The following is a 22613-nucleotide window of genomic DNA, read 5'->3' as shown; positions in this document are numbered from 1 at the left end:
GAATCTAAGCAAGATAATCGGCGGCTTCGGGAGGGGTGGATGATGGGCGTGATGACATCTCAACTGCCCCTTCCGATGGCCATGGACGCCGGTGCCGTCCCGATTGGTCTGGCGGTGTCGCTGGTCGAGGATGAGACGGGTGGCAGGGCTTTTGTTCATGGGGAACTCTCTTACGCCTGGGATGTCGGGGACACCGCGACGCGCCGGTTCACGGCGGCGAAACTGGCGGACATTAAGGCCGCGTCGGTGGCGGAGATTTCTGCCGCTTTCGGTGTGGATCCGGGCACGTTGTGGCGCTGGCGCCAGATCCTGGCCATGGATGGGGTGTTGGGTCTGGCCCCGGAAAAGCCGGGCCCGAGGGGGCCCAGCCGGCTGACGGAATCCATGATGTCCGAGATCCGCGCCTTGCGCTCCACCGGCCTGCCACTGCGCGCAGTCGGTGCGAAAGTGGGTGTCTCCGAATTCACCGTCCGGCGGACATTGGCCATGGAAACCGCCGCACAGGAACCGGCCACTGCGCACCCGTCCCGGCAGGACCCGGAAGCCGGTCCCGTCATCACCGAACCGGCGGAAGGGCTGCCGGTTCTGCCGGCTGCGGCGGACCGGTCCGGGGAACGGGCCTGGGCCCGGACCGGGCTGCTGGAATGCGCGGCCCCGGTGTTCGCCCCGGCGGCCCGGGTGCCGTTGGCCGGGCTGTTCCTGGCCCTGCCCGCCCTGGTGAACACCGGATTGCTGGAGTGTGCGAAGGAGGTGTTCGGGGCGTTGCCGAACGGGTTTTACGGTCTGGACACCATCCTCACCGGGGCGGTGTTTCAGGCCCTGGCCGGGGAACCCCGGGCCGAGGGGATAACCCGGATCGACCCGGTCGCGATGGGACGGGTGCTGGGTCTGGACCGGGCGCCGGAAGTGAAAACCCTCCGCCGCAAAACCGCGGCCCTGGCCGGGACCGGCAGGGCCGGGGAACTGCTGACCGCGATGGCAACCAGACACCTGAACGGCAGCGGTGACGAGGAGGGCGGGGGTCTGGCCGCGGTGCTCTACGTTGACGGGCATGTCCGCGCCTATCAGGGCACGAGGAAGATCGGGAAGGTCCATTCCACGAGGTTGAAGTTCCCGGTCCCGGCGACCGAGGAGACCTGGGTCGCCGACGGACACGGGTCCCCGGTGCTGGTGGTCATGGCCGAACCCGGGGCCGCGCTGACCGGGGAACTGCGCCGGCTCCTGCCGACCCTGCGATTGATTATCGGCGATGACCGCAGGGTGCTGGTCGGTTTCGACCGGGGCGGCTGGTCCCCGGCCCTGTTCCAACACATGAGCGGGCAAGGCTTCGATGTGCTGACCTGGCGCAAGGGCACCACCGGGGACATCGACGACTCCCTCTTCAGCGAGGTCACGCACACCGACGAACACGGACAAACCCGGACCTGGGCCGCGGCCGACATCCGGGTCGAGGTGCCTGTCGGAACTACCGGGGAAGTGTTGTCGATGCGCCAGATCAGCCGCAAGGTCAAGGTCCCGGCAGGCGGGTTACGGCAGATCCACATCCTCACCACCGACACAGACCTCGCTACCGGGGAAGCGATTTACCGTATGGGTGCCAGGTGGCGGCAGGAGAACTACTTCCGCTACGCCAGGATCCGCTTCGCCCTGGATTCCCACGACGCCTACACCAGTACCGATGATGATCCGGAACGGTCGGTGCCGAACCCGGCCAAACGCAAGGCCTACCAGAACGTACTTACCGCCAAAACCCGGTACGGGAAGGCCCTCGCCGACACCGATGCCGCGTTGCTGGCGGCCCGGACCCCGGCGCCGGGAACGGCCACGGTCCTGATCACCAATGCCGGGCACAACGCGATCACCGCGGACCTTTTCACCGCCCAAACCGTCTTCGAGGAGGCGCAGGCGGTGCATAAGGAGATCCCGGCCCGGGTACCCCTTGGTGACATCGCCCCGGGCCAGCAGGTCCTGGACACCGAGACGAAACTGCTCACCCACGCGATCCGGATGGCCGCGTTCAACACCGCGTCCACCCTGGCCAGGGAGATCCGCACCAACACCGGCTACGCCCGCGCCGACGACGAAGCCCACGCCCTGATCCGGCAGGCTCTCACGACCAGCGGCGACATCGACCCCGGCCGGGACGGCTACCTCACCATCCGCCTCGACCCCCTCCCCACCAAACGGGCCACGGCCGCGATCGCCGAACTCTGCGACCACCTCACCAGCACCGAAACCCGTTACCCAGGCACGGACCGGATCCTGCGATTCGAGACAAAGAAACGCGAAACGTCGCTCAGCGATTAAAGCGCTAGGTCAGGAGTCCTGGGTTTACGCTCACGTAATGCCGGGTATGCAACAGCAAGCCGCCGAAACGTTCGGCGTATTACTCTACGGAGGAACAGCATGAATGCTCACATAGTCCACCACTTCGAGGATGACCGGTTATCCGGCTATCAGACGCTGTTTATCGACCAATTCAACGCCAGGGTGGCCGCATTCGCTGACCCCATATTTCCACCTGTTGGAACGGAGGTGCTCCTGGTCGATGGAACGTGGTCCGTCGTTGAGTCCATATCACTTGACCTGTCTAACAGCGATGGGCTGGCAATGGTGCGGGTGCATGTTCAAGTAAAGGGGGAGGCCACGATATCCGCTCTTGCTCCATCGCTGAATGATGAGGCCAACGACTTTAGGCGTCCCGGGAAACCGAACACTTAGTATCATCCCAGTATCACGAGCACGAAAAACGGGCCTTAAACGCAAAAGAGGCCCGGAAAACCGGGCCTCTCAATGTGCGCGAGGGGGGATTTGAACCCCCACGCCCTTTCGGACACTGGCACCTGAAGCCAGCGCGTCTGCCGTTCCGCCACTCGCGCGCTGCTGTCTTGTGGGCTTCCGGTTCAAAAACCGGAACCAAAAGAACAGCGAGATCAAGATTACCGGACACCTGGCCGAAACACCTAAACGGCTCCGGCGCGGGCTCCATCCTCCGACCGCAGGCGGTTCGATGAGCTCGTCATGGCCGGCGCGCGACAGCCACAGGGGGAAACAGATTGAACCAACCCGGCACATACGAAACCGTACCCAAGGATGAATCTACGCCCTGATCCGTTGGCAGATACGGTTTTCGCAGACTGGCCCAGTAGTATCGGGATGAGCGAACTTTTGCCGGACCTCCCGCTATTGGAGCGTCCGCACTGCGCCGCAGCGCCGGAACAGCTGCTAACCCGTAAGCTGACCGGCGGCGGCGCAGGACTGGCCGGACAACGAGAACACGTGAGGAGAGAGCCGATGGGATTACTGGATAATGTCGAAAAGGGCATCGAAAAAGCCGTACGCGGCGCCTTCTCACGCGGTTCCAAGGCCCAGATGCAGCCGGTCGAAATCGCAAGCCGGCTGCGCCGAGAGCTGGATGATAAAGCCATGACGCTGGCCGCCGGCCGTACCTTGACCCCCAATGTCTTTGAAATCCAACTCAGTGAGCAGGACTTCGAACGCGCCCGCAGCTGGGGCACCGCACTTGCCGAAGAGCTGTGCGACGTGGTCATCGATCATTGCCGCAGTCAGGGCTACGTGCTGCAGGGCCCGGTCCGGGTGGCCTTCCACCAGGACGCCGGACTAAAGACGGGCATCTTCGAAATCAGCTCACGGACCGAAAAGGCCGGCCGGCGTCCAGCCGAGCCCGATCCTGAAGAAAACCAAGCCTCCGTTCCGGCGCACCCTGGATACCCGGCCAATGTACCCGCTGCCCCGCCGCGTCAGGCCGCCCGTGCCGCCGTGCAGAATCTTCAGCCCGTGCTGGACATCGACGGGCAACGCTACTCGCTCAACGCGCCGAGCATTATTTTGGGCCGGTCCTCGGAAGCCGACATCCTCATCGATGACACGGGCGTCTCCCGTAAGCATCTTGAAATCCGCACCGAGAACGGACAGTCCGTCGCTGTGGATTTGCGTTCCACCAATGGGAGCTATGTCAACGGACGCAAGGTCTCCGGCACCGCCGAGCTCACCGACGGCTCAACCGTGACGATGGGCCGGACCAAAATCGTTTTCCGGCTGCTTCCGGTCAAGAACGGCGGACGCGGATGAGCGAACTGACCGTCACCGTTTTGCGCTTCGGTTTCCTCCTGCTGCTGTGGGTCATGATCTTCAGCGTGGTGAGCGCCATGCGCCGGGATCTCGTGATCGGCCGCATGACGAAGGTTGGAACACCCACCGCCCGGCAGGCCCGCAAACATCCCGAACTGGTGGATGAGCAGCCTCCGGCCCGTGCTCAGGCGCACCGTCTTGTCGTGACGGAGGGCCCGCTGGCCGGGCATACATTGGAGCTGACCGGAACGCCGATTCTGCTCGGACGTGCACAGGAAGCCACCCTGGTCCTTGAAGATGACTACGCCTCCGGCCGGCACGCACGCCTGTTCCCGCAGGGCAGCCGCTGGTTCATTGAGGATCTCGGCTCGACAAACGGCACGTATCTGGGCGATCAGCAGCTGACCCGGGCGTTGCCCGTGGAGCTCGGCGTCCCGGTTCGGATCGGTAAGACGGTCATTGAATTGAGGCCGTGATCATGGCTGAACGCCCACTGGTCCTGCGCTATGCCGCGCGCTCAGACGTTGGCAAGGTCCGGGCCAAGAACGACGACTCCGCATATGCCGGCCATTATCTGGCCGTCGTAGCCGACGGTATGGGTGGCCACGCCGGCGGAGATGTTGCCAGCGCCTCGACAGTGCTGGATCTGATTCACCTGGACCGGGATGGATATCAGGGCGACGCGGGTACCTACTTGGCCGACGAGATCCAGACGGCCAACTCGCTGCTCTCTGACCTCGTTGATGTAAACCCCAAATTGGCGGGCATGGGCACTACGGTGACGGCGCTGCTGCTCTCCGGTGCCAGGCTGGAATTCGCCCACATAGGTGATTCCCGCGCGTACCGGCTCAAAGACGGCGTTTTTGAGCAGATCAGTAAGGACCACACCTTCGTTCAGCGCATGATCGATGAGGGCCGGCTGCGTCCGGAGGAAGCCGAAAGCCATCCGCACAAGAACGTGCTCATGCGGGTGCTCGGCGACGTCGATGCGTCCCCCGAGCTGGACCTGACCACCTTCGATGCCGTTCCGGGCGAGCGCTGGCTGTTGTGTTCGGACGGGCTGAATTTCGTACGCCACGAGACAGTGGAGGAGGTGGTCCGCAATACGCGCAGTCTTGCCGACTGCGCGGACACACTGATAGAGCTGACACTTGCCGCCGGCGCGCCCGACAACATCACCGTGGTCGTTTTTGAAGTCGCGGAGGCCACGGCGGAGGACCTTGACACCGCCAGGCTGCCCGCATTGCCCGTTCCCGGCCGCAACGAAGGGCCGACGGCGGCACCTCCTGCCGTCCGAGCCGCGCCCGCCGCTGTGCTTGCCGAGCGAAAGCGCCCGGTCGAGGTTGCCGGCGTGGAGGTAGGCACCATGCAGGCTGACAGCGTGCACCCTTACAGCGTGCAGGCTGACAGGGCAGATGTCGACGGCGCGGCACACGCCCAGCCGGGAGCCGCTGTGTATTCTGCCGGACCTGCGGCTCCCCCGACGGGCGAGGCGGTGGACGAAGAGTCCGCCGAATTGGGTGCACATCTGAGTGCCGAGGTCATCAGCGCCGAACTTGCCGGCCGTCCACATGAACTGGTGGGCGCAGCCGTCACGGCCGCCGCCGAAGGTAAAATCCCCGCACTTGCCGGCCGCCCGGCAGCGCTAAGGGCCGCGGCGGTCCTCACCCATAAGCCTGAATCCGTGCCCGAGGATGAAACGGACGATGGCTACGAAACCGAAAATTCCATTCCGCCCCGGCGGCGGAATGTTCTCTGGACGGTGATCGCCGCCGTCGTGCTGGTGGTCCTGATCCTGGGCCTGTGGCTCGGTTATGCGTGGACCCAGACCCGCTATTATGTGGGCCAGGCCAATGGACACGTGGCGATCTTTAACGGCGTGTCGCAGTCTCTGGGACCCATTGCGCTGTCCCATGTTTACCGTGAAACGGGCGTCGACGTTTCCACACTGCCGGATTTCTCCCAGCAGCGCGTTGCCCAGACAGTTCCGGCCGCCGGCCTTGCCGACGCACAACAGATCATCATTGATCTGCAGCTGGGCACCGGTACCGGAGCTCCCCCCTGCCCCTCGCCCTCGCCGGCGGTCTCGACAGGCCCCGCCCCCGCGGGTTCGACGGGCGGGACCGCATCCACCGCGCCGAGCGGAGGGGCCGCATCCACCGCCCCGACCGGAGCAACCAGAAGAGCATGTGTGGGAGGTTCTCAATGAGTCAACTGCAGACCGTCGCCAAACCGAGGCGGAATATCGAACTGCTGCTCCTGATATTGGCTTTGGGCGTCGGAATTTCCGCCAACGCTCTCGTGGATATCAACTTGGACCGCCCCTTCGATTCGGATTTTTACTCGCAGGCGGCGGTGCTGGCGGTTCTCGCCCTGGCCATGCATATGTCGCTGCGCCTTCGGGCTAAATATGCTGATCCGGTAATACTTCCGGTTGTGGTTGCCCTGAACGGCATCGGACTGGCCATGATTCACCGGCTGGACATAGCCACCGGCGACTCCGCCGGACCGCGTCAATGGTTATGGACCACGGTGGCGGTTGTTGCTGCGGTGGCGGTCATCTGGTTCCTCCGTAACCATCGCATCCTGCGGCGGTTCACCTATATTTCCCTCATCGTCAGCGTCGTACTGCTCCTTCTGCCCCTCATTCCCGGCATCAGCGCCGGCGACGTCAACGGGGCCAGCGTCTGGATCAGAATCGGAGACAATTCCTTCCAACCGGGCGAAATCGCCAAGATCACCCTTGCAGTATTCTTCGCGGGGTACCTATCCTCGAACCGTGACCTGATCCTGCTGGCCGGAAAGAAAGTCGGTCCCCTCCAGCTGCCGCGGGCCCGTGATCTGGGACCTATGATCGTCGCGTGGCTGGCGAGCGTCGGCGTTCTCGTCTTTCAACACGACATCGGCACGTCAGTGCTGTTTTTCGGGCTTTTCATGATTATGATCTACGTGGCCACCAGCCGGATCAGCTGGGTCATGATCGGGCTGGTGCTGATAGCCTTCGGCGGTTTCATGGCAATCAGGATCTTCCCGCACGTCGGTTTGCGAGTCAACACATGGGCGCATGCCTTTGACCCAGAGGTCATCGGACGGAGTGTCGGCAGCAGCTACCAGATTGTGCAGGGATTGTTCGGGATGGCCAGCGGTGGCCTGGTCGGTTCCGGACTGGGGCAGGGCCGCCCGGACATCGTCCCGTTGGCCAACAGCGACATGATCATCGCGTCCCTCGGCGAAGAACTGGGCATGATCGGCCTGTTCGCCGTCGTATTGATGTACCTGCTGCTCATCACCCGCGGTTTCCGGGCCGCGCTCGGCACCCGGGACGCCTTCGGCAAACTACTCGCCGTCGGCCTTTCTTTCGCTATTGGGCTGCAGTGTTTCGTCGTTATTGGCGGCGTGACCCGGTTGATTCCGCTGACCGGATTGACGACACCGTTCCTCGCAGCCGGCGGCTCCTCGCTGCTGGCCAACTGGATAATCGTGGCGCTGCTGCTGCTGATTTCCGATGCCGCGCGGCGGCCTATTTCCACATCCGCGCCGAAGGATGCCGGTACGCCCCACGGGCAGCCCGCAGGTGCGGCATCCGCCGGATCCCGTGTGCCGACTCCGCGTTCCATCAAGGCTCCTAACGAGGCGGTGAACAAACCGTGAACCAGGCCATCCGCAATTCGTGGGTCGTCGCCATAGTGCTCTTTGCCTTGGTCTTCGGCTCGATCACCTATGTGCAGTTCTTTGCCGTCGACGATCTCAAAAACAACGCGTTGAACAGCCGTGGGCTGATTCAGCAGTTCTGTAACGACCGTGGCTCGATTCTGGTCGGCGGTCAGCCGATTGCCGAGTCCGTTCCGTCCACCGACAAGTGCAAATTCCAGCGTGTCTATAACCAGCCGGAGCTGTATGCCGGCTTGACCGGATTCTTCTCCCAGGCATATGGACAGTACGGGATCGAAAAGGCGGAGAATCCGCAGTTGACCGGCGAGACGCCCGGTGCCTTCTACGACCGTGTGGTATCGCTGCTCTCCGGCGCCCAGCCCAAGGGACGGTCGGTGGAGCTGACCATTGATCCGACGATCCAGCAGATGGCGTACGACATGATTCCGGACGGGCAGAAGGGATCCATCGTGGTGATGAATCCCAAGACCGGTGCCATCATCGCCATGGTCTCCAAGCCGTCCTACGATACGAATCTGCTGGCCAGCCACAATTTTGCCGCGGTGACGGAAAACTACAACAAGCTGCTGGGAATCGACGGCATTAATATGTTCGGTTCCAGTGCGTACACGAAACTGTATTCCCCGGGTTCTGTTTTCAAGCTCGTGGACACCGCCGCTGCCCTGGCCTCGGGCAAGTACACCAAGGACTCCGTCCTGCCGAACCCGCCCGCCCTGAGTTTCGCCGGGACGGACGCGACGCTGCCCAACTACGTCAACGGCGGTTGCGCGGCCAACAGCGAGGCCGATTTTTCGTTCGTCCTGGAACAATCCTGCAACACGCCATTTGCCCAGATCGCGCTGGATCTTGGCCAGAATGCGATTACCGACCAGGCCAATAAGTTCGGTTTCAGCGACAACTCGCTGTTTATTCCCGACCAGGTCACCGCCAGCAAGTTCCCCGGCAGCAAGGGACAGCTCGGGCCGGCGGAGCTGGCCCGCAGCGCCGTCGGTCAGCAGGATGTTCAGGCGACCCCGCTGCAGATAGCGATGATGACGGCGGCCATCGCAAACGGCGGAACGCAAATGAAACCGAACATGGTCAAGACCATCCGCACTCCGGACCTTAAGCCCGTCCAAGAGCTGACCCCGCAGGTGCTGCGCCAGTCCACCACTCGGGAGATTGCCGCCCAGATGACCCAATGGATGACCAACGTGGTGGACAAGGGCATCGCCCACGCGGCGAGCGTCCCGGGCATCGAGGTGGCGGGAAAGACCGGCACCGCCGAGGGTATTCCCGGCGTTGTGAACAACAACGCCTGGTTCACTGGATTCGCCCCGGCGCAAGACCCTCAAGTGGTGGTATCGATCGTCATGGCGAATGTCGATATCGCCACCGGAGCACAGTTGACCAGTCCTAACGCAAGCAAACTTATCGAGGCGGTGTTGAATAAGTGAGGCCTACTTCGGGAATCACCTTAGGCGGCAGGTTCCAGCTCACATCACGCATTGCGATTGGTGGGATGGGCGAGGTCTGGCGGGCAAAGGACCTGGTCCTGGGCCGGACTGTGGCTATCAAAATCCTTAAGGAGGAGTACACGGGGGATCCGGGCTTCCGGGAGCGGTTCCGGGCGGAGGCCCGCCACACTGCCTTACTGAACCACGTCGGCATCGCCAATGTCTTTGATTATGGCGAAGAGGACGGCTCGGCGTACTTGGTGATGGAGCTGGTGCCCGGGGATCCGCTGTCCAGCATCATCGAACACGAACATGTGCTCTCCTCGGACCGAACGCTGTCGATCATTGCACAGACCGCCCGGGCGCTGTCCGTCGCGCATGCGCAGGGGCTGGTGCACCGGGATGTGAAGCCCGGAAACCTGTTGATCACTCCCGAGGGCCGCGTCAAGATCACCGACTTCGGCATCGCCCGGCTCGCGGACCAAGTCCCCCTCACCCAGACCGGCCAGGTCATGGGCACGGCGCAGTACCTGGCCCCGGAGCAGGCCACCGGGCAAATCGCCACCGGTTCCAGCGACATCTATTCCCTCGGCATCATCGGTTACGAGTGCATCACCGGCCATCGGCCTTTCTCCGGCGAATCGCAGATCGCGATTGCCCTGGCCCAGGTCAATGATGCCCCGCCGCCGCTGCCGGAAACCCTTCCGACCCCGGTCCGTGCATTGCTGATGTCCATGCTGGCCAAGGACCCGGCCAACCGCCCCGCCAATGCCAACAAACTGGCCGACGCGGCGGAGGCCATCCGCAACGGCGACATCAAGGCTGCCCATGCGGCCGCGCCTGGGATGCTGCTCTTCGAATCTACCACCGGGCCCATCACCGCTCCCGTGGACCTGCAGGGAACCGCCGCGACAACGGCTGTCCCGGCGGATCAATCCGCCATGGCAACGTCGGCCCTGCCCACCGTGGCGGCCACTGCCATCAGTGCCGACGCCGGTAACGGCAATTCGCTCTCCCGCGTGGAGGCTCTGACGGCGGAGCGTGCCTGGGAGGATGACGACAACGGCGAATCCGACGGAGAGACTCCTGCCAGACGGGACCGCAGCCCGTGGACCTGGCCGCTTGTTGCCCTGATCCTGCTGCTGCTCTTTGTCATCGCGATGGTGCTGCTGCAGCAGTTGGGAGTCTTCACGCCCAAGTCGACGCCGGTAACATCCAGTCCCGGCACGAGTGCCACCGTGACCCACGCAAGCGCGGCGCCGACCAGCACCAAGGTCAGTCCGACCGCCATCAGCCCCACAACAGCCCCTCCTACGACTGCCTCCGACTTGGTCACGCTCTTCCCCGACCAGTACAACGGCAGGCCGTTCAGCGAAGTCCAGACCGCTCTCACCAATTTGGGGATGCAGGTGAAGGCCAATCCGGTCTTCGATTCGACTAACGCGGTCAACGTTGTCACCGGCATCGACCCGGCGGGTACCGTCGAAAAGGGCAGCACCATCACGGTGACATACTCCAAGGGACCGGATATGGTGACTGTTCCCGCGGTCTCACCGGGTGCTACTGTCGCCGAGCTGAACAGTGCCCTGACCCAGGCAGGTCTCGTTCTCGGTACGGCCACCCAGCAGCCAAGTGACACAGTGGCCAAAGGTGACGTGATCTCGGTGTCACCGCAGTCGGGTGTCTCCGTTGTCAAGGGTTCGGTGGTGAACTATGTAATCTCCTCCACCGGCCCACGTGCGACGGTACCAACGCCCTGCAAGGCCGCCGAGACACCCGGAACCACGTGTACCGCCGCGCCCACCGCATCTGCACCTGTTCCCCCACAGGCACCCGCACCTGTTGCCCCACAGGCACCCGCACCTGTTGCCCCACAGGCACCCGCACCTGTTGCCCCACAGGCCCCCGCACCTGTCGACCCCCAGGCACCTGCCCCCGTCGACCCCCAGGCACCTGCCCCCGCACCCTAGGCAACCCGCCGCCGTCGTGCTTCACCCGCAAGCACCTTAACCGCATCAGATTAATTGCATCACAATGACCTCGTCACACGGAAGGGACCGCTGATCCATGAATATCCCGCGCGTCCTTAACGGTCGCTATGAACTGGGCCGGCTGCTGGGCCGCGGCGGCATGGCGGACGTCTACATGGGCCGGGACACCAGGCTTGGACGCACCGTGGCGGTCAAACTGCTGCGCGCGGACCTGGCCCGGGACCCGCAGCTGCAGGCCCGGTTCCGGCGTGAGGCACAGGCCGTGGCGGGACTGAACCACCCCTCGATCGTCGCGGTCTACGACACCGGTGACCACAGTGTCGGTGACCCCCTGAGCGACGGCACCCGAATGCCGTTCATCGTGATGGAATACGTTTCCGGCCGGACGCTGAGGGACCTGGTCAGGAGCAAGGAACTGAGCATCGACCATGCGATCGACTACACCCTGGGCGTGCTGTCCGCGCTGGAGTACAGTCACCGCGCGGGCATCGTGCATCGTGACATTAAACCCGCCAATGTGATGGTCACCCAGGACGGAAATGCCGTCAAGGTGATGGACTTCGGCATTGCCCGTGCCATCGCCGATTCATCCGCCACCATGACGCAGACCCAGACCGTGATCGGCACGGCACAGTACCTGTCGCCCGAGCAGGCGCGTGGAGAAACGGTGGATGAGCGCAGCGATCTTTACTCGGCCGCCTGCCTCTTTTACGAGTTGCTCACCGGACGCCCACCCTTCATGGGGGACAGCCCGGTTTCCGTGGCGTACCAGCATGTGCGCGAGACTCCCGAAGCGCCGAGCTATTTCAACTCGTTGGTCTCGCCTGCGCTGGACAGCGTTGTGCTGCGCGCCCTGGAGAAGAATCGGGCCGATCGGTTCCAGAATGCTGCCGCTTTCCGTCGGGCATTACGGGCCGCCAAGGGCGGCGTGCAGCTGTCCCCCTTCTCCGCCAGCGAGGCGCCGACCGAAATGTACGGTCTCCAGCCCGCGCACACGCCGCCCGCGGTCACCGCCGTGAGCAGTGTCCCACGGCCTGCCGCGGCCGATCACCCGCACGACGGCGGCCCCTCCACCCGCGCGATGGCCAAGGTGCTCGCCGGAGGCCCCCTCACCACCGGGGACGCCCCGGATGAGGATCCTGACGCGCTGCCGCTGGGACTTCCCGCGGAGAAGGAGCGGGACCGGACTTCCAAGCGGCGCCGCCGGGCATGGATTGTTACACTTTTTGTCCTGCTGGCCCTGATGCTGGCCGGGGGCGGCGTGCTCGCTTACGGCCTATTCAATGCAAAACCGGCGGCGACGGTCCAGATCCAAATCCCCACCGTGCGCACCATGGCGGAGACGGATGCGATGGCCAAACTATACAGCGACGACCTGCGGCCTACGCTGCAGCGCCGCTATGATGAGGCGCTTCCCAAGGGGCAGGCAATTGGTACGGATCCCACCGCCGGGCAGCGGGTGGATCCACGGTCCAGCATCAAATTGATTATTTCCGATGGGCCGTCCACCGTGCAGATTCCCAGTTCCCTGGTGAATGTCACCGAGGCGACCGCTCGGGACGCGATCAAGGCGCTGGGGCTGCTTCCGGGCGAGACGAAGCAAGTCAATGACGGAACCATCGGCGCTGGCCTGGTGGTGACCACGAGTCCCTCCCCCGGACAGGTCGCAGCGGCAGCGTCAAAAGTGGATCTGATGGTATCCACCGGCAAGGTCACGATGCCCTCGCTGTTTGGCTTCACGCAGGCGGAAGCCGAACAGGCCGTCAAGAACGCATCCGGCACTCTACAGATGGCCTTTGTGGAGAAGGAGAATTCGGTGGTGGAGGCGGGCAAGGTGACCAATCAGTCCGCCGACGCCGGCTCCAGCGTCGACCAGTTCTCCACCATCACGGTGGTAATTGCCTCGGCCCCTGCACCACCACCACTCCCGACCTCAACGCCAACACCCACACCCACACCCACTGCGTCAGCGACGCCGTCGGACTGCGCTTCCAAGAAGAACAAGGACTGCACGGCTTCGGCGGCGCCGAAAGGCTGACCGCCGCCCCCGAGGGACAGGTGCCCCGTTATTTGCTGATCAACGGACTCATTCCGGCAGCCTTGGCCGCCGCTCCGGCCAGACCCAGCGACTCCAGCCAATTGCCCAGCATCAGGTATCCGCCTTCGGTGAGCACCGACTCTGGATGGAACTGCACGCCATACAGTGGGGCGGTGCGGTGGGCCAGACCCATGACCACGCCATTAGGCGTTGCCGCCGTGATCTCCAGCTCGGCCGGAATTGACTCCCGCACGGCCGCCAGCGAGTGGTAGCGCGTCGCGGTGAAGGGGCTCGGCAGACCGGCGAAGACGTTCCGCCCTACATGTTCCACCGGGGACGTCTTGCCGTGCATCAGTTCCGGGGCGTGCGTCACCCTGCCGCCGTAGGCCTCCGCCAGCGCCTGATGGCCCAGACAGACCCCCAGCATGGGCTTGGCCTCGTGCCCGCACCATTTGATCAGCTCGATGCAGATGCCTGCCTCGGCCGGGGTCCCCGGGCCGGGCGAAATCAGAACGCCGTCCCGTGGGCCGGCGAGTTCCATGGCCTCGGCCAGTGTCACGTCGTCGTTGCGTACCACGGTGGTTTCGGCACCGAGCTGCTGAAGGTATCCCACGAGGGTGTAGACGAAACTGTCGTAGTTGTCGACGACTAAAATGCGTGTGCTCATGGTTTTCTGGCACCTATCGTTGAGTCGGTGAGCGGATTGAACTGTGAACGCCAACGAAATACGCAGACCATCAGCAGCAGTACCGTCTTCCTGGATTCCGCTTCGAGTCCCGGTGACCCGATTTCGCCGCGCTTACAGCTAGAATTGCAGCCAGCAACCGAACAGATCCGGTCCGGTGGACTGCTCCCTTATGCAGGATATCAAGCGTCCGGACTGCCCCCGATACAGCAAGGGCGCACCACTGGTGCCTGCCCGTCAAGGAGATCCTGTGCCCGAGTCAAAATCGCGCCGCCAGCCAAGCCGTGGCACCCAGAAGCAGCCGGCAGCCAAGGCAAACATGCCCAACGCCGTCTGGTTCAAGCCCGTTATGTTCGGACTTATGCTGATCGGGCTTTTCTGGATCATTGTCTTTTACATCAGCAACGGCGCATTCCCACTGCCGAATATCGGCAATGGGAACATCCTGATCGGCTTCGCAATCGCCATTGCCGGTTTTTTGATGACCACCCGCTGGCGGTCGTAGCTCCGGGCCGACCCGAACCGACGCAGGCCCGTCCCGGCCGGGGCCGGCTGAGAGCGCCTTTCCACAGGTAACGGGAACGACGACGGCGGCGGGGGTCCTTTTGGGGAAGCTGTCACCGTTTGGTGACGGAACTAGCCGTTCCTGACCGGGCCGCTACTGGCCGTCCTTGGCAGACCTATTCCGCGGCTCCACGGTTCCCCCGGTCCCGTAGTCACCCTCGGCGTACTGCCCAACCTCGAATTCGCCGGTGCGTGGCGGCACCGCACCGGCCTCGCCGTAATCAGCCTCCACAAATCGACCGGTTTCCTCCTCCGCGCCAGGTTCCTCTGCGCCGCCCTTCCCGTAGTCGCCCTCGACGTAATGACCCTCGCCCGATCCGGCACGGTGCCCGGGCTCGCTGCCGGCTTTGCCGTAGGAACCCTTAACATAGCGGCCGCGGTCCTCGCCCCCATTCGGCACGACGGCGCCGTCGTCAGGTACGACGCTAGGGTCAGGCTCGTCGGCGCCGCCATGCGGCCCCGCAGTTTCTTCAAAATCGCTGTTCCTGGTCATCGATCTGCCTTTCCCACGATGCGGACTGCTTCTGTTCTGACGCAATCCCAGTCTACGGACGGCCGGCCTGCCGGAATAGGGCAGGTGCCAAAGCGGGCAGCCGCGATGTGGCGCCCTGGCCTGCCCGGGAAGTATGTCCTTGCCCTGGAGTTGATGCCGCCATTTGGGTGTAATCCTCGCAGTAGTTGTCATTTCGTTCCATGCCCACGCCGATGGGCCAGTGGATGAGTGGGTCTTCGCAGCCGGAGCCGACCAGGCCGATTCTCGCCGTGAGCGCGTTGGCGACCTCTGAACGGGTGCAGTCGCCTTCGGACATTTAGCGCGGCCGTTGTGACTGGTGGCTAGCCTCGGTATTCGTGAGGCTAGCGCTCGAGAGCCGATGCTGTCACATTTGCAGTGTTTCGACGCCCCGCGGAAAATCAATCACCTTCGGTAAGATACTTCTCGCCGCTTTCTGATTCGTGACTGGTGAATTTTTTGTCCATTTCGGTCATGGCAGCCGATTCAGCCTCGCTCGGGGGTTTTACCGGATCGTCGACTGCTGAACGATCCGCGTCCCCGAAAATCGCTCCGAGCCCTTTGGCATCCTTAGTCACTTCGCCCGGAGCCAAGTTTTCAGGGGAACCACGACGGTTGTAGGATTCTTTACCCCTTGCCTCCGAAGAACCACGAACAGTGGAACCGGGCTCTTCCTCATGAACTTCTTCATTCGCCATTTTAGATTCCTTCTAATCCGTCGAGCCGGGCGTAAATCTTGATCATATCGACCGAGTTCCAACAGGCACAGCATGGCTCTGGCCGAGCCGCCCTTCCAGTTCATCGCCGAGGTTGAGGTCGGCGCTTATAGCCTCACAGCGACTGTCCTGGAACACGACGGAGCGGAGGCCGTCGTTTGGCTCCGCTCCGTCGGCCTATGGCCGCCCCATGATCCGCAGCCGCCGCTTCCTAGTGTTGCCCGCTGACGTTTCCGCCCGGCAGGTTTGGCGGAAGAACCCGACTGCCAGTGTCAATGTCGTCTTCACGGTCTGCCACGCTCTTGGTGTCACTCTCTGCGGTTCCATCCGAATCGCCGCCGACATCGATGAGGCCATTGGTCTGGTCGAAGGGGTGCGCATCGGATCCCTCGCCGGCAGGCATCGGCAGGCGCGCACCGCCCGCAACAGCGTCATCGGCTGCGATGACATGACCCGGCGTCGCCGCATAGGCGTCCTCCGACCGGTCGGGGGCAACAACCTCAGGAGCGACCGTATCCGTCTTTTCCTTCGAGTCCTTGCCGGCCGCTGCTGCAGCGACCCCCACGGCCGCTGCTGCAGCAGCCAATCCGATACCGGCCGCCACCTTCCCGGATACGCCGGCCTTGCCGCTGTCCCCTCGTGATTGGTCGGCGTCCCTCACACCAGGTGTTCCGACGGATGCGCCTTCGCTGATCGTCCCCCGCCAGGCTCCGGAGGCGTACCCCTCCGCCTCGATAAATGTCTTGAACCGGTCCAGATCACCTGCCGCCTGGTTCTCCACCACGTTCAGCTTGTCACCTATCTTCTCCACCAACCCCTCCGGCTCATAGTCGAGGGACAGATGAACCTGCGTCTGCCCGCCTCCCACGTCCTCGAACGTCACCGAACCCGCGTTGGTGGCGCCCTCAGTCGCTGCCCAGGCGATCTTAAGGTCCGGCACCTGCTCCAGAATTTTGGCCTCCCATTTCCGGCGCACGCCGGCAATTTCAGCAACCCATTCCAGACGGTCATCGCTGAGATGGGTCACGCTTTTCACCCCACCCATGAAGTGGGGGAAGTCCTCGAACTGGGTCCACTGGTTGTACGCAATGCTCACCGGCACGTTCACCATGATATTTTTCTCAACCTTCGTACTCACAACGTCTCCTTCGACCGGAACGACAGGGATGACGATCGTACATTCAATCGTCAGTACGCTTACCATACTCCCGTCCCGGGTGATGGGTCATGTTCCTGGGTTGGCCAGCTAAACCATGACGACGATGAAGGTGCCACGACGAGAGACCTGCCATGCGTCCCTCGGGCGCCTCCAAGCCTCCAAGCCTCCAAGCCTCCAAGCCTCCACGCTGACGGAACGGGACGCGACCACGCGAAATCCTGATTCCTACATTCGATAGCGGAGACCCAGCTTTATCCCCAGCGTGTTGACATACTTATCCACAGGGGTGGACAAGTTGCTCGGGAAAAACGTCGAATTTGCGCATTGTCAGGGGCTCACCACCTGCACAGCTGTGAATGACAGCTATGTAAGTTATACCCAATGTGGATAGCGCTGTGGATAAGTGGATAACCCATCACGGATGAGGAATCGAACTACAGACGTGTAACTTACGCCCAGCTGTGGATAGCCCTGTGGATAACCGGCTGGTCCCGGCGTGGCACGATGGAGAGATGGAAAATCCGGAGCCGCTTCAGAGCCGCCTGCTGACATCACCGGAACCGTCGGACGAGGACATTGCGCTCTACCGCGGACTCAGCGCCGACACAGCTTCCGGGGTCGCGGTCGTCAGTACCGTGGTGCGTGGGCGCGATTACGCCGCGACGGTGAGCGGGTTCCTTTCGGTCTCCTATGATCCCCCGACCATGCTGGTGTGCCTCTATGCTGAGTCCCGTATTGCAGAGGCTGTCAGGACATCGGGCAGCTGGGCGTTGAGCCTGCTTGGCAGCACGCATCAGGGCGTGGCTAACTGGCTCGCCAGCCCAGGAACTCCCTTGGAGGGGTTGCTGGCACAGGTACCATACCGCCGCGGAACGGCGACGGGCGCCGCCGTCGTCGACGGTTCCTTGACGTATTTCGAAGTGCGAAGCACTGCTGTCCACACGGCGGCAACCCACCTCATTATCGTGGGCGAGGTAGTGGCCATGGGCAGCATCGCCTCGGGAATCAACGCCATGGATCCGCTGATTCATTTCGGCTCTGCCTACCGGCGGCTGGCTCGATAGCGGATCAAGCGTTTCGGCCCTGGAGCTCCGTCCGGGGGGACACTAACGGACGGCGTAGGCGGAAGCCATGGGCCTAAAGCTGGTACTGGACGGCGAGATTGTGGATCATCGCTGTCCTGACAATAGTCAGCGCTATCAGCAGCACAACCAGTACCGCCATACCACCGAACTGAATGACGGCTTGGCGCGGCCCCTTCGGTGCATGTGCAAATATTAATGCGGCCAGTCCACCGGCGATCAGACCACCCAGATGGGCCTGCCAGGCAATGCCGGACACCATGAAACCAAGGGCCGCGTTGATGACGATCAGGATGACGATCTGCCGTACGTCTCCGCCGCGCCGACGCTGAATCACGAACAGCGCCCCGAAGAGTCCAAAAATGGCGCCGGATGCACCCACCACGGGACCGCCAGCCGGGGCCAGCAGCAGTACGCCGACGGAGCCCGCGAATGCCGATACAAGGTAAACGGCCACGAATCGCAGCCGTCCGAGAGCGGGTTCGAGGGCGCGGCCCATTATCCAGAGGGCATACATATTGAACAGAATGTGCGGCAGGAAGTCCTGCGAGTGCAGAAAAGCTGACGTCAGCATGCGCCACGGCTGCGTTTCCGTATAAACGGGTGCATACCAGCCGGATTGCTCCAGATTCAGGCCGGGGACCCATTCGAGGAGGTAAACCAGCGCGCACAGGCCAATGATCACGTAGGTGGCCAGCGGCCGTCCGGGGACCGCTTCCCCACCGAACGCGGTGCGGTTTACCGGCGCCGCGCGGGCCGCTGCCTGCACACAGTCAACGCACTGGATTCCGACGGCGGCACCGCGCTGGCATTCCGGGCATGCCGGCCGGCCGCACCGCTGACAAAGCACGTAGGAAACGCGGTCAGGGTGGCGGGGGCAGACAGGAACCGCGGCTGGGGTGCCGGCCGTCGGAATCGGGTACGTCACGGTATGGGTGTTAGAGCTGCTCGACGGTGATGCTGTTAATCACAACGTCCTCGCGCGGCTTGTCGCCCGGGCCGGTGGATACGCCTTCGATAACGTCGACGACGGCCTTGGAGTCAGCATCGACAACTTCGCCGAAAATGGTGTGCTTGCCCTGCAGCCAGCCAGTGGGAATGGTGGTGATGAAAAACTGCGAGCCATTGGTCCCGGGGCCGGCGTTGGCCATGGCCAGTTTGTAGGGCTCGTTGAAGTTCAGTTCCGGATGGATTTCATCGCCGAACTGGTAACCGGGACCGCCGGTTCCACGCCCCAGGGGGTCGCCGGCCTGAATCATGAAGTCTTTGATGATGCGGTGGAAGATCGTCCCACTGTAAAGTGGTGCGTTGCTCTCTTCACCCGTGGCCGGGTGCTTCCAGGCAATCTCTCCGGTTGCCAGACCAACGAAGTTCTTGACCGTCTTCGGGGCGTGGTTGCCGAAGAGGTTAACCAGGATATCTCCGTGATTGGTATGAATGGTTGCTTTTGCGGTTGGGATAGCAGTCATGGCGCCATTCTGCCACGTTAGGCGGTGAAGACACCGTACCGCTGCCGGAGTTCAGCGTTCAGTGAACCTGTGCGCCGGCGTGGAGCGGAATTTCCGCTTAAAACAGCGATTCAACGGAATATCTGGGCGTCTGCCGCCACCGACCGACGCTGAGGGAATAGCCGGGAGCAGCCAATCAACGTAGGCTAAACAGGGAATTGTCAAATAATCCGGGAGGTAGTTGTGAAGAAAGCAGACCGCATTACCCACGACCTGGAGGACACGCTGACCAACAGCGTGGAAACTGCGCGCGACTGGGCAGCTCCTCATGTGGAGGCGGCCTTGAACTGGGCCGTCCCGAAATTGGAGAAAGGGCTTGAAAGCGCCTCTCCCATGGTGCAGGACACCCTCCGCAAGGCAGCACACTACACCGCCGAGGGCGTGGCGAATGTGACTCCGAGGATTCAGGAGGGACTGGAAAGGCTGGCCCCGCGAATTTCGGACGCGGTGGATGGGGCAACGCCTCGCATCCAGGAAACCCTGGACAAGGCTGCACCCGCCATTTCAACGGCCAAGAACAAGGTAGTCGGTGACTACCTGCCGCTGCTGTCCGGAAAATTGGGCGACGCAGCGCAGGCCTTCGGCAAGGCACTCGAAAACGCCAAGACACCGGAACAGGTCAATGTTGTGGTTGCAAAACTCACCGGCGACAAGAAGACTATCGCCAAAGCGCAGAAGGCCGCCGCGAAGGCCGGCAAGAAGACCGCCGCGGAGCTGGCCCGACAGGGCAAGAGTGGCCATAAGGGCTGGCTCGTCGTCGGAGTGGTGGCCGCTGCGGTGGCTGCCGGTGCCGCCGCTTGGAGGGCTTCCCGACCGGTCGAAGATCCCTGGCAGACCCCGGCTCCGGTCAGTCCTTCCCCGTCGACCTCCCTGACCGACGCAGTCAAGGACAAAGCAGGCGACGTCAAGGATGCCGCAGCGGAAAAGGCCAACGACCTGGCCACTGCCACCAAGGACAAGGCCGACGACGTTAAAGACACGGTGGGCGACAAGGCCGACGACGTTAAAGACACGGTGGGCGACAAGGCCGACGACGTTAAGGACACGGTGGGCGGCAAGGCCGACGACGCAGCCGAGTCCGCGGTCAATGCCGCAGATGAAGCACCCGGCGCGAGCAAACACGTAGCCAAGGACGCCAAGACCGCCGTCAATAACATCGCCGCGCATATTGATCATCCGGCGGACAAAGCCAAAGACCAGTAGACAAGTTACTGTACGGGCCGGTTCTTTTCTCTGAGCCGTCCGGGTTAGGCAGCGGAGGGACTCCCGGTGGGGGTCCCTCCGCTGCCGTGTTCAGGGTGCTAGATTTGGCCTAATGCCATACGAAACAGCCGATGAGGGTTCCCCGGAACGGTCCTTTGCAGCGGCAGAGGCCCGGCCGAGCGTTTCCATCGTGATCCCGGCATACAACGAGGAAAGCGTTATCCGGCAGTGTCTCACGGCGGCCGTCTACCAATCGGTCCCTGCAGACGAGATCATTGTCGTGGACAATAGATCCACGGACCAAACCTGCCGGATAGTCCGTCAAATGCAAACCGAATACCCCGAAAGCCCGATACTCCTGGTGCATCAAAGTGCGGAGCAGGGGTTGATCCCAACACGCAATTTCGGTCTCAACCGGGCGAGCGGAGATGTGCTGGGCCGCATCGACGCCGATTCGGTCCTGGAACCGGATTGGGTGGAACAGGTCCAGAATGCCTTCCTGGATCCCGCCGTCTCCGCGGTAACAGGGCCGGTGGTCTACTACGACATGCCGCTGCGCCGCTTCGGTCTCAAAGCCGACGACAAAATGCGGCAGCTGATGCTGCGGCTGGCCAAGCACCAGTACCATTTCCTCTTCGGCTCTAATATGGCTCTGCGCCGTTCGGCGTGGGAGGAAATCCGGTCTGAGACGTGTCGGGATGAACGCGATGAGATGCACGAGGACATCGACGTTTCGCTGCATTTGGCGGACCATCTGCTCAGGGTTCAGTACGTGCCCACCATGGTCAGCGGTATGTCCGCGCGCCGGCTGGAGGATTCCCTTAAGGATTACCGCTATTACGTTAACCGCTTCGAGCGTACCTACAGGGCCCACAACGTGCGGAAGATTGCGCTCAAGGCTCCTATGGTGGTGTTCTTCTCGGTCTATTTTCCCGCCAAGGTCCTCAGGTCCTTGCATACCGCCGGTGTCAATCAAATGGCGCGCCGGCCGCGCTGATCCGGAGCGGCTGCTGGGTTACTGCGGAGGACGTGGCGCTTTCACCCCGGACCGCCCTTGCCTCAGCACCACGACCGCCTGGCCGGCCAGAATCAGTCCCAGACCCACATAGGTCCCGCCGGGAAGTTTCTCACCCAAGAAAACCGCCGCGAGCACAGCTGCACCGGGAATCTCCAACAGGATAATCATCGAGACCACCAAGGGGCTGATCGTCGCCAACAGGTGATTGAAAATGCTGTGCCCCATGATCTGCGCCACCAGGGTTACGGCTAAAATTCCGAGCCACGCCCTCCCATCAAATCCCGTAAGGGGCTGTCCGAGGGCCGCGCACATCACGGCCAGCAGGAGGGCACAGGCTCCGTAGCACAGGGTGGTGTAAACGCCTGTCGACATGGTGCGGCGCGCTTGTCCGCCCGCCATAGTGTACAAGGCTGCCAGGGCGCCACCGGCCACTGCCAGCCCGTCCCCCAGAATCGCCTCTGGCGACACCGTCAGGTCAAAGCCGGAAATCACCAGCACCCCGGCCAGGGCCGTTCCCAAGCCGCCGAGGACAGCACGAGCGGGCCGGATGCCGCCGAACAGCTGAAAGAAGGCGATCCAGGCGGCCTGCAGACAAACCAACGCGGCGGCGGCAGCAACGCTGGTCAGTTTCAAGGCGGAAATGAAACAGGCAAAGTGCAGTGCCAGCGCCACGGCGGCAATGGCCGACCATTGATATTCCGCCGTGCCAAGCTGACGGAAACGCGTGCGCTGGCGGATCCCTGCAGGGACACCCATAATGACGGCCCCCAGCGAGTTCCGCCAAAACGCTATGGCAAGAGCAGGCGCCGCCGTTGCCGCCATAATGGGACCAGACGCAGAAACGCCGATGATACCCAATGCGGCCAATAAATAGTTCACTGTTCCAACCATAAGTCACCGGCCCAGCCGCCGAGTGAAGGCTGCCCAAAGGCCACCGG

The 22613-nt window shown here is 62.9% G+C and carries 20 protein-coding genes and 1 tRNA gene; 13 read left to right on the top strand and 8 right to left on the bottom strand.

Going from position 1 to position 22613, the window contains the following annotated elements; translation table 11 throughout:
* The first annotated feature begins 39 nt into the window (after positions 1–39).
* Together ACLLJI_RS00160 and ACLLJI_RS00155 are read left to right on the top strand one after the other, a co-directional pair.
* Entirely contained in the window at positions 40–2307 is a 2268-nt protein-coding gene (locus tag ACLLJI_RS00160) for a putative transposase (RefSeq protein ID WP_434616480.1), read from the top strand.
* A gap of 99 nt (positions 2308–2406) precedes the next feature.
* A complete protein-coding gene (locus ACLLJI_RS00155; protein ID WP_434616477.1) occupies positions 2407–2721 on the top strand; it encodes a hypothetical protein in 315 nt (104 codons plus the stop codon).
* 75 nt (positions 2722–2796) lie between these two features.
* Here the strand turns inward: ACLLJI_RS00155 and ACLLJI_RS00150 are convergent.
* Positions 2797–2879 (bottom strand) — tRNA-Leu (locus ACLLJI_RS00150).
* A gap of 415 nt (positions 2880–3294) precedes the next feature.
* Here ACLLJI_RS00150 and ACLLJI_RS00145 point away from each other — a divergent pair.
* The 7 genes from ACLLJI_RS00145 to pknB all read left to right on the top strand — a co-directional run bounded on the left by ACLLJI_RS00145 (position 3295) and on the right by pknB (position 13229).
* Positions 3295–4092, top strand: coding sequence for an FhaA domain-containing protein (locus ACLLJI_RS00145; protein ID WP_434616474.1), 798 nt, complete (start codon positions 3295–3297; stop codon positions 4090–4092).
* A complete protein-coding gene (locus tag ACLLJI_RS00140; protein ID WP_434616471.1) occupies positions 4089–4568 on the top strand; it encodes an FHA domain-containing protein FhaB/FipA in 480 nt (159 codons plus the stop codon). The genes ACLLJI_RS00145 and ACLLJI_RS00140 overlap by 4 nt, the downstream gene beginning before the upstream one ends.
* A 2-nt stretch (positions 4569–4570) precedes the next feature.
* A complete protein-coding gene (locus ACLLJI_RS00135) occupies positions 4571–6301 on the top strand; it encodes a PP2C family protein-serine/threonine phosphatase (RefSeq protein ID WP_434616468.1) in 1731 nt (576 codons plus the stop codon).
* Positions 6298–7743 (top strand): FtsW/RodA/SpoVE family cell cycle protein, encoded by a 1446-nt coding sequence (locus tag ACLLJI_RS00130; RefSeq protein WP_434616465.1) that lies wholly within the window; start codon positions 6298–6300, stop codon positions 7741–7743. Before ACLLJI_RS00135 ends, ACLLJI_RS00130 begins: the two co-directional genes overlap by 4 nt.
* Positions 7740–9200, top strand: a complete 1461-nt coding sequence (locus tag ACLLJI_RS00125) for a peptidoglycan D,D-transpeptidase FtsI family protein (RefSeq protein WP_434616462.1) — start codon at positions 7740–7742, stop codon at positions 9198–9200. The genes ACLLJI_RS00130 and ACLLJI_RS00125 overlap by 4 nt, the downstream gene beginning before the upstream one ends.
* Entirely contained in the window at positions 9197–11170 is a 1974-nt protein-coding gene (locus tag ACLLJI_RS00120; protein WP_434616459.1) for a protein kinase domain-containing protein, read from the top strand. Before ACLLJI_RS00125 ends, ACLLJI_RS00120 begins: the two co-directional genes overlap by 4 nt.
* Positions 11171–11267: 97 nt before the next feature.
* Positions 11268–13229: a Stk1 family PASTA domain-containing Ser/Thr kinase gene (pknB, locus tag ACLLJI_RS00115; RefSeq protein ID WP_434616456.1), complete on the top strand. Its 1962-nt coding sequence runs from the start codon at positions 11268–11270 to the stop codon at positions 13227–13229.
* A gap of 28 nt (positions 13230–13257) precedes the next feature.
* On the opposite strand, the gene ACLLJI_RS00110 is transcribed toward pknB, so the two are convergent.
* Positions 13258–13896, bottom strand: a complete 639-nt coding sequence (locus ACLLJI_RS00110) for an aminodeoxychorismate/anthranilate synthase component II (protein WP_434616453.1) — start codon at positions 13894–13896, stop codon at positions 13258–13260.
* A gap of 268 nt (positions 13897–14164) precedes the next feature.
* On the opposite strand from ACLLJI_RS00110, the gene ACLLJI_RS00105 reads away from it, so the two are divergent.
* Complete coding sequence (locus ACLLJI_RS00105; protein WP_434621744.1) at positions 14165–14419, top strand: cell division protein CrgA; 255 nt, start codon at positions 14165–14167, stop codon at positions 14417–14419.
* A 153-nt stretch (positions 14420–14572) separates the two neighbouring features.
* On the opposite strand, the gene ACLLJI_RS00100 is transcribed toward ACLLJI_RS00105, so the two are convergent.
* From ACLLJI_RS00100 to ACLLJI_RS00090, 3 genes are all read right to left on the bottom strand, one after another.
* Positions 14573–14971, bottom strand: coding sequence for a hypothetical protein (locus tag ACLLJI_RS00100; RefSeq protein WP_434616450.1), 399 nt, complete (start codon positions 14969–14971; stop codon positions 14573–14575).
* A 419-nt stretch (positions 14972–15390) separates the two neighbouring features.
* Entirely contained in the window at positions 15391–15687 is a 297-nt protein-coding gene (locus ACLLJI_RS00095) for a hypothetical protein (protein WP_434616447.1), read from the bottom strand.
* Between the two features lie 229 nt (positions 15688–15916).
* Entirely contained in the window at positions 15917–16843 is a 927-nt protein-coding gene (locus tag ACLLJI_RS00090; RefSeq protein WP_434616444.1) for an SRPBCC family protein, read from the bottom strand.
* A gap of 533 nt (positions 16844–17376) precedes the next feature.
* Between ACLLJI_RS00090 and ACLLJI_RS00085 the strand changes: the two genes are divergently transcribed.
* Entirely contained in the window at positions 17377–17928 is a 552-nt protein-coding gene (locus ACLLJI_RS00085) for a flavin reductase family protein (protein ID WP_434616441.1), read from the top strand.
* 73 nt (positions 17929–18001) lie between these two features.
* Here the strand turns inward: ACLLJI_RS00085 and ACLLJI_RS00080 are convergent, their stop codons facing one another.
* Together ACLLJI_RS00080 and ACLLJI_RS00075 are read right to left on the bottom strand one after the other, a co-directional pair.
* Positions 18002–18874 (bottom strand): rhomboid family intramembrane serine protease, encoded by an 873-nt coding sequence (locus ACLLJI_RS00080; RefSeq protein WP_434616438.1) that lies wholly within the window; start codon positions 18872–18874, stop codon positions 18002–18004.
* A 10-nt stretch (positions 18875–18884) separates the two neighbouring features.
* Entirely contained in the window at positions 18885–19415 is a 531-nt protein-coding gene (locus tag ACLLJI_RS00075; RefSeq protein ID WP_434616435.1) for a peptidylprolyl isomerase, read from the bottom strand.
* A gap of 222 nt (positions 19416–19637) precedes the next feature.
* On the opposite strand from ACLLJI_RS00075, the gene ACLLJI_RS00070 reads away from it, so the two are divergent.
* Together ACLLJI_RS00070 and ACLLJI_RS00065 are read left to right on the top strand one after the other, a co-directional pair.
* A complete protein-coding gene (locus tag ACLLJI_RS00070; RefSeq protein WP_434616432.1) occupies positions 19638–20657 on the top strand; it encodes a hypothetical protein in 1020 nt (339 codons plus the stop codon).
* A 112-nt stretch (positions 20658–20769) separates the two neighbouring features.
* Positions 20770–21654 carry a glycosyltransferase gene (locus ACLLJI_RS00065; RefSeq protein WP_434616429.1) on the top strand — a complete coding sequence of 295 codons (885 nt, stop codon included), beginning with the start codon at positions 20770–20772 and terminating at the stop codon, positions 21652–21654.
* Between the two features lie 18 nt (positions 21655–21672).
* Here the strand turns inward: ACLLJI_RS00065 and ACLLJI_RS00060 are convergent, their stop codons facing one another.
* On the bottom strand, positions 21673–22554 hold the full coding sequence (locus ACLLJI_RS00060; RefSeq protein ID WP_434616426.1) for a DMT family transporter: 882 nt from the start codon (positions 22552–22554) through the stop codon (positions 21673–21675).
* Positions 22555–22613 lie beyond the last annotated feature (59 nt).

It is taken from the genome of Arthrobacter sp. A5 (genome assembly GCF_051131705.1).
In the GTDB taxonomy this organism is placed as follows: domain Bacteria; phylum Actinomycetota; class Actinomycetes; order Actinomycetales; family Micrococcaceae; genus Arthrobacter_M.
This window is presented reverse-complemented; position numbering and strand designations above follow the sequence as displayed.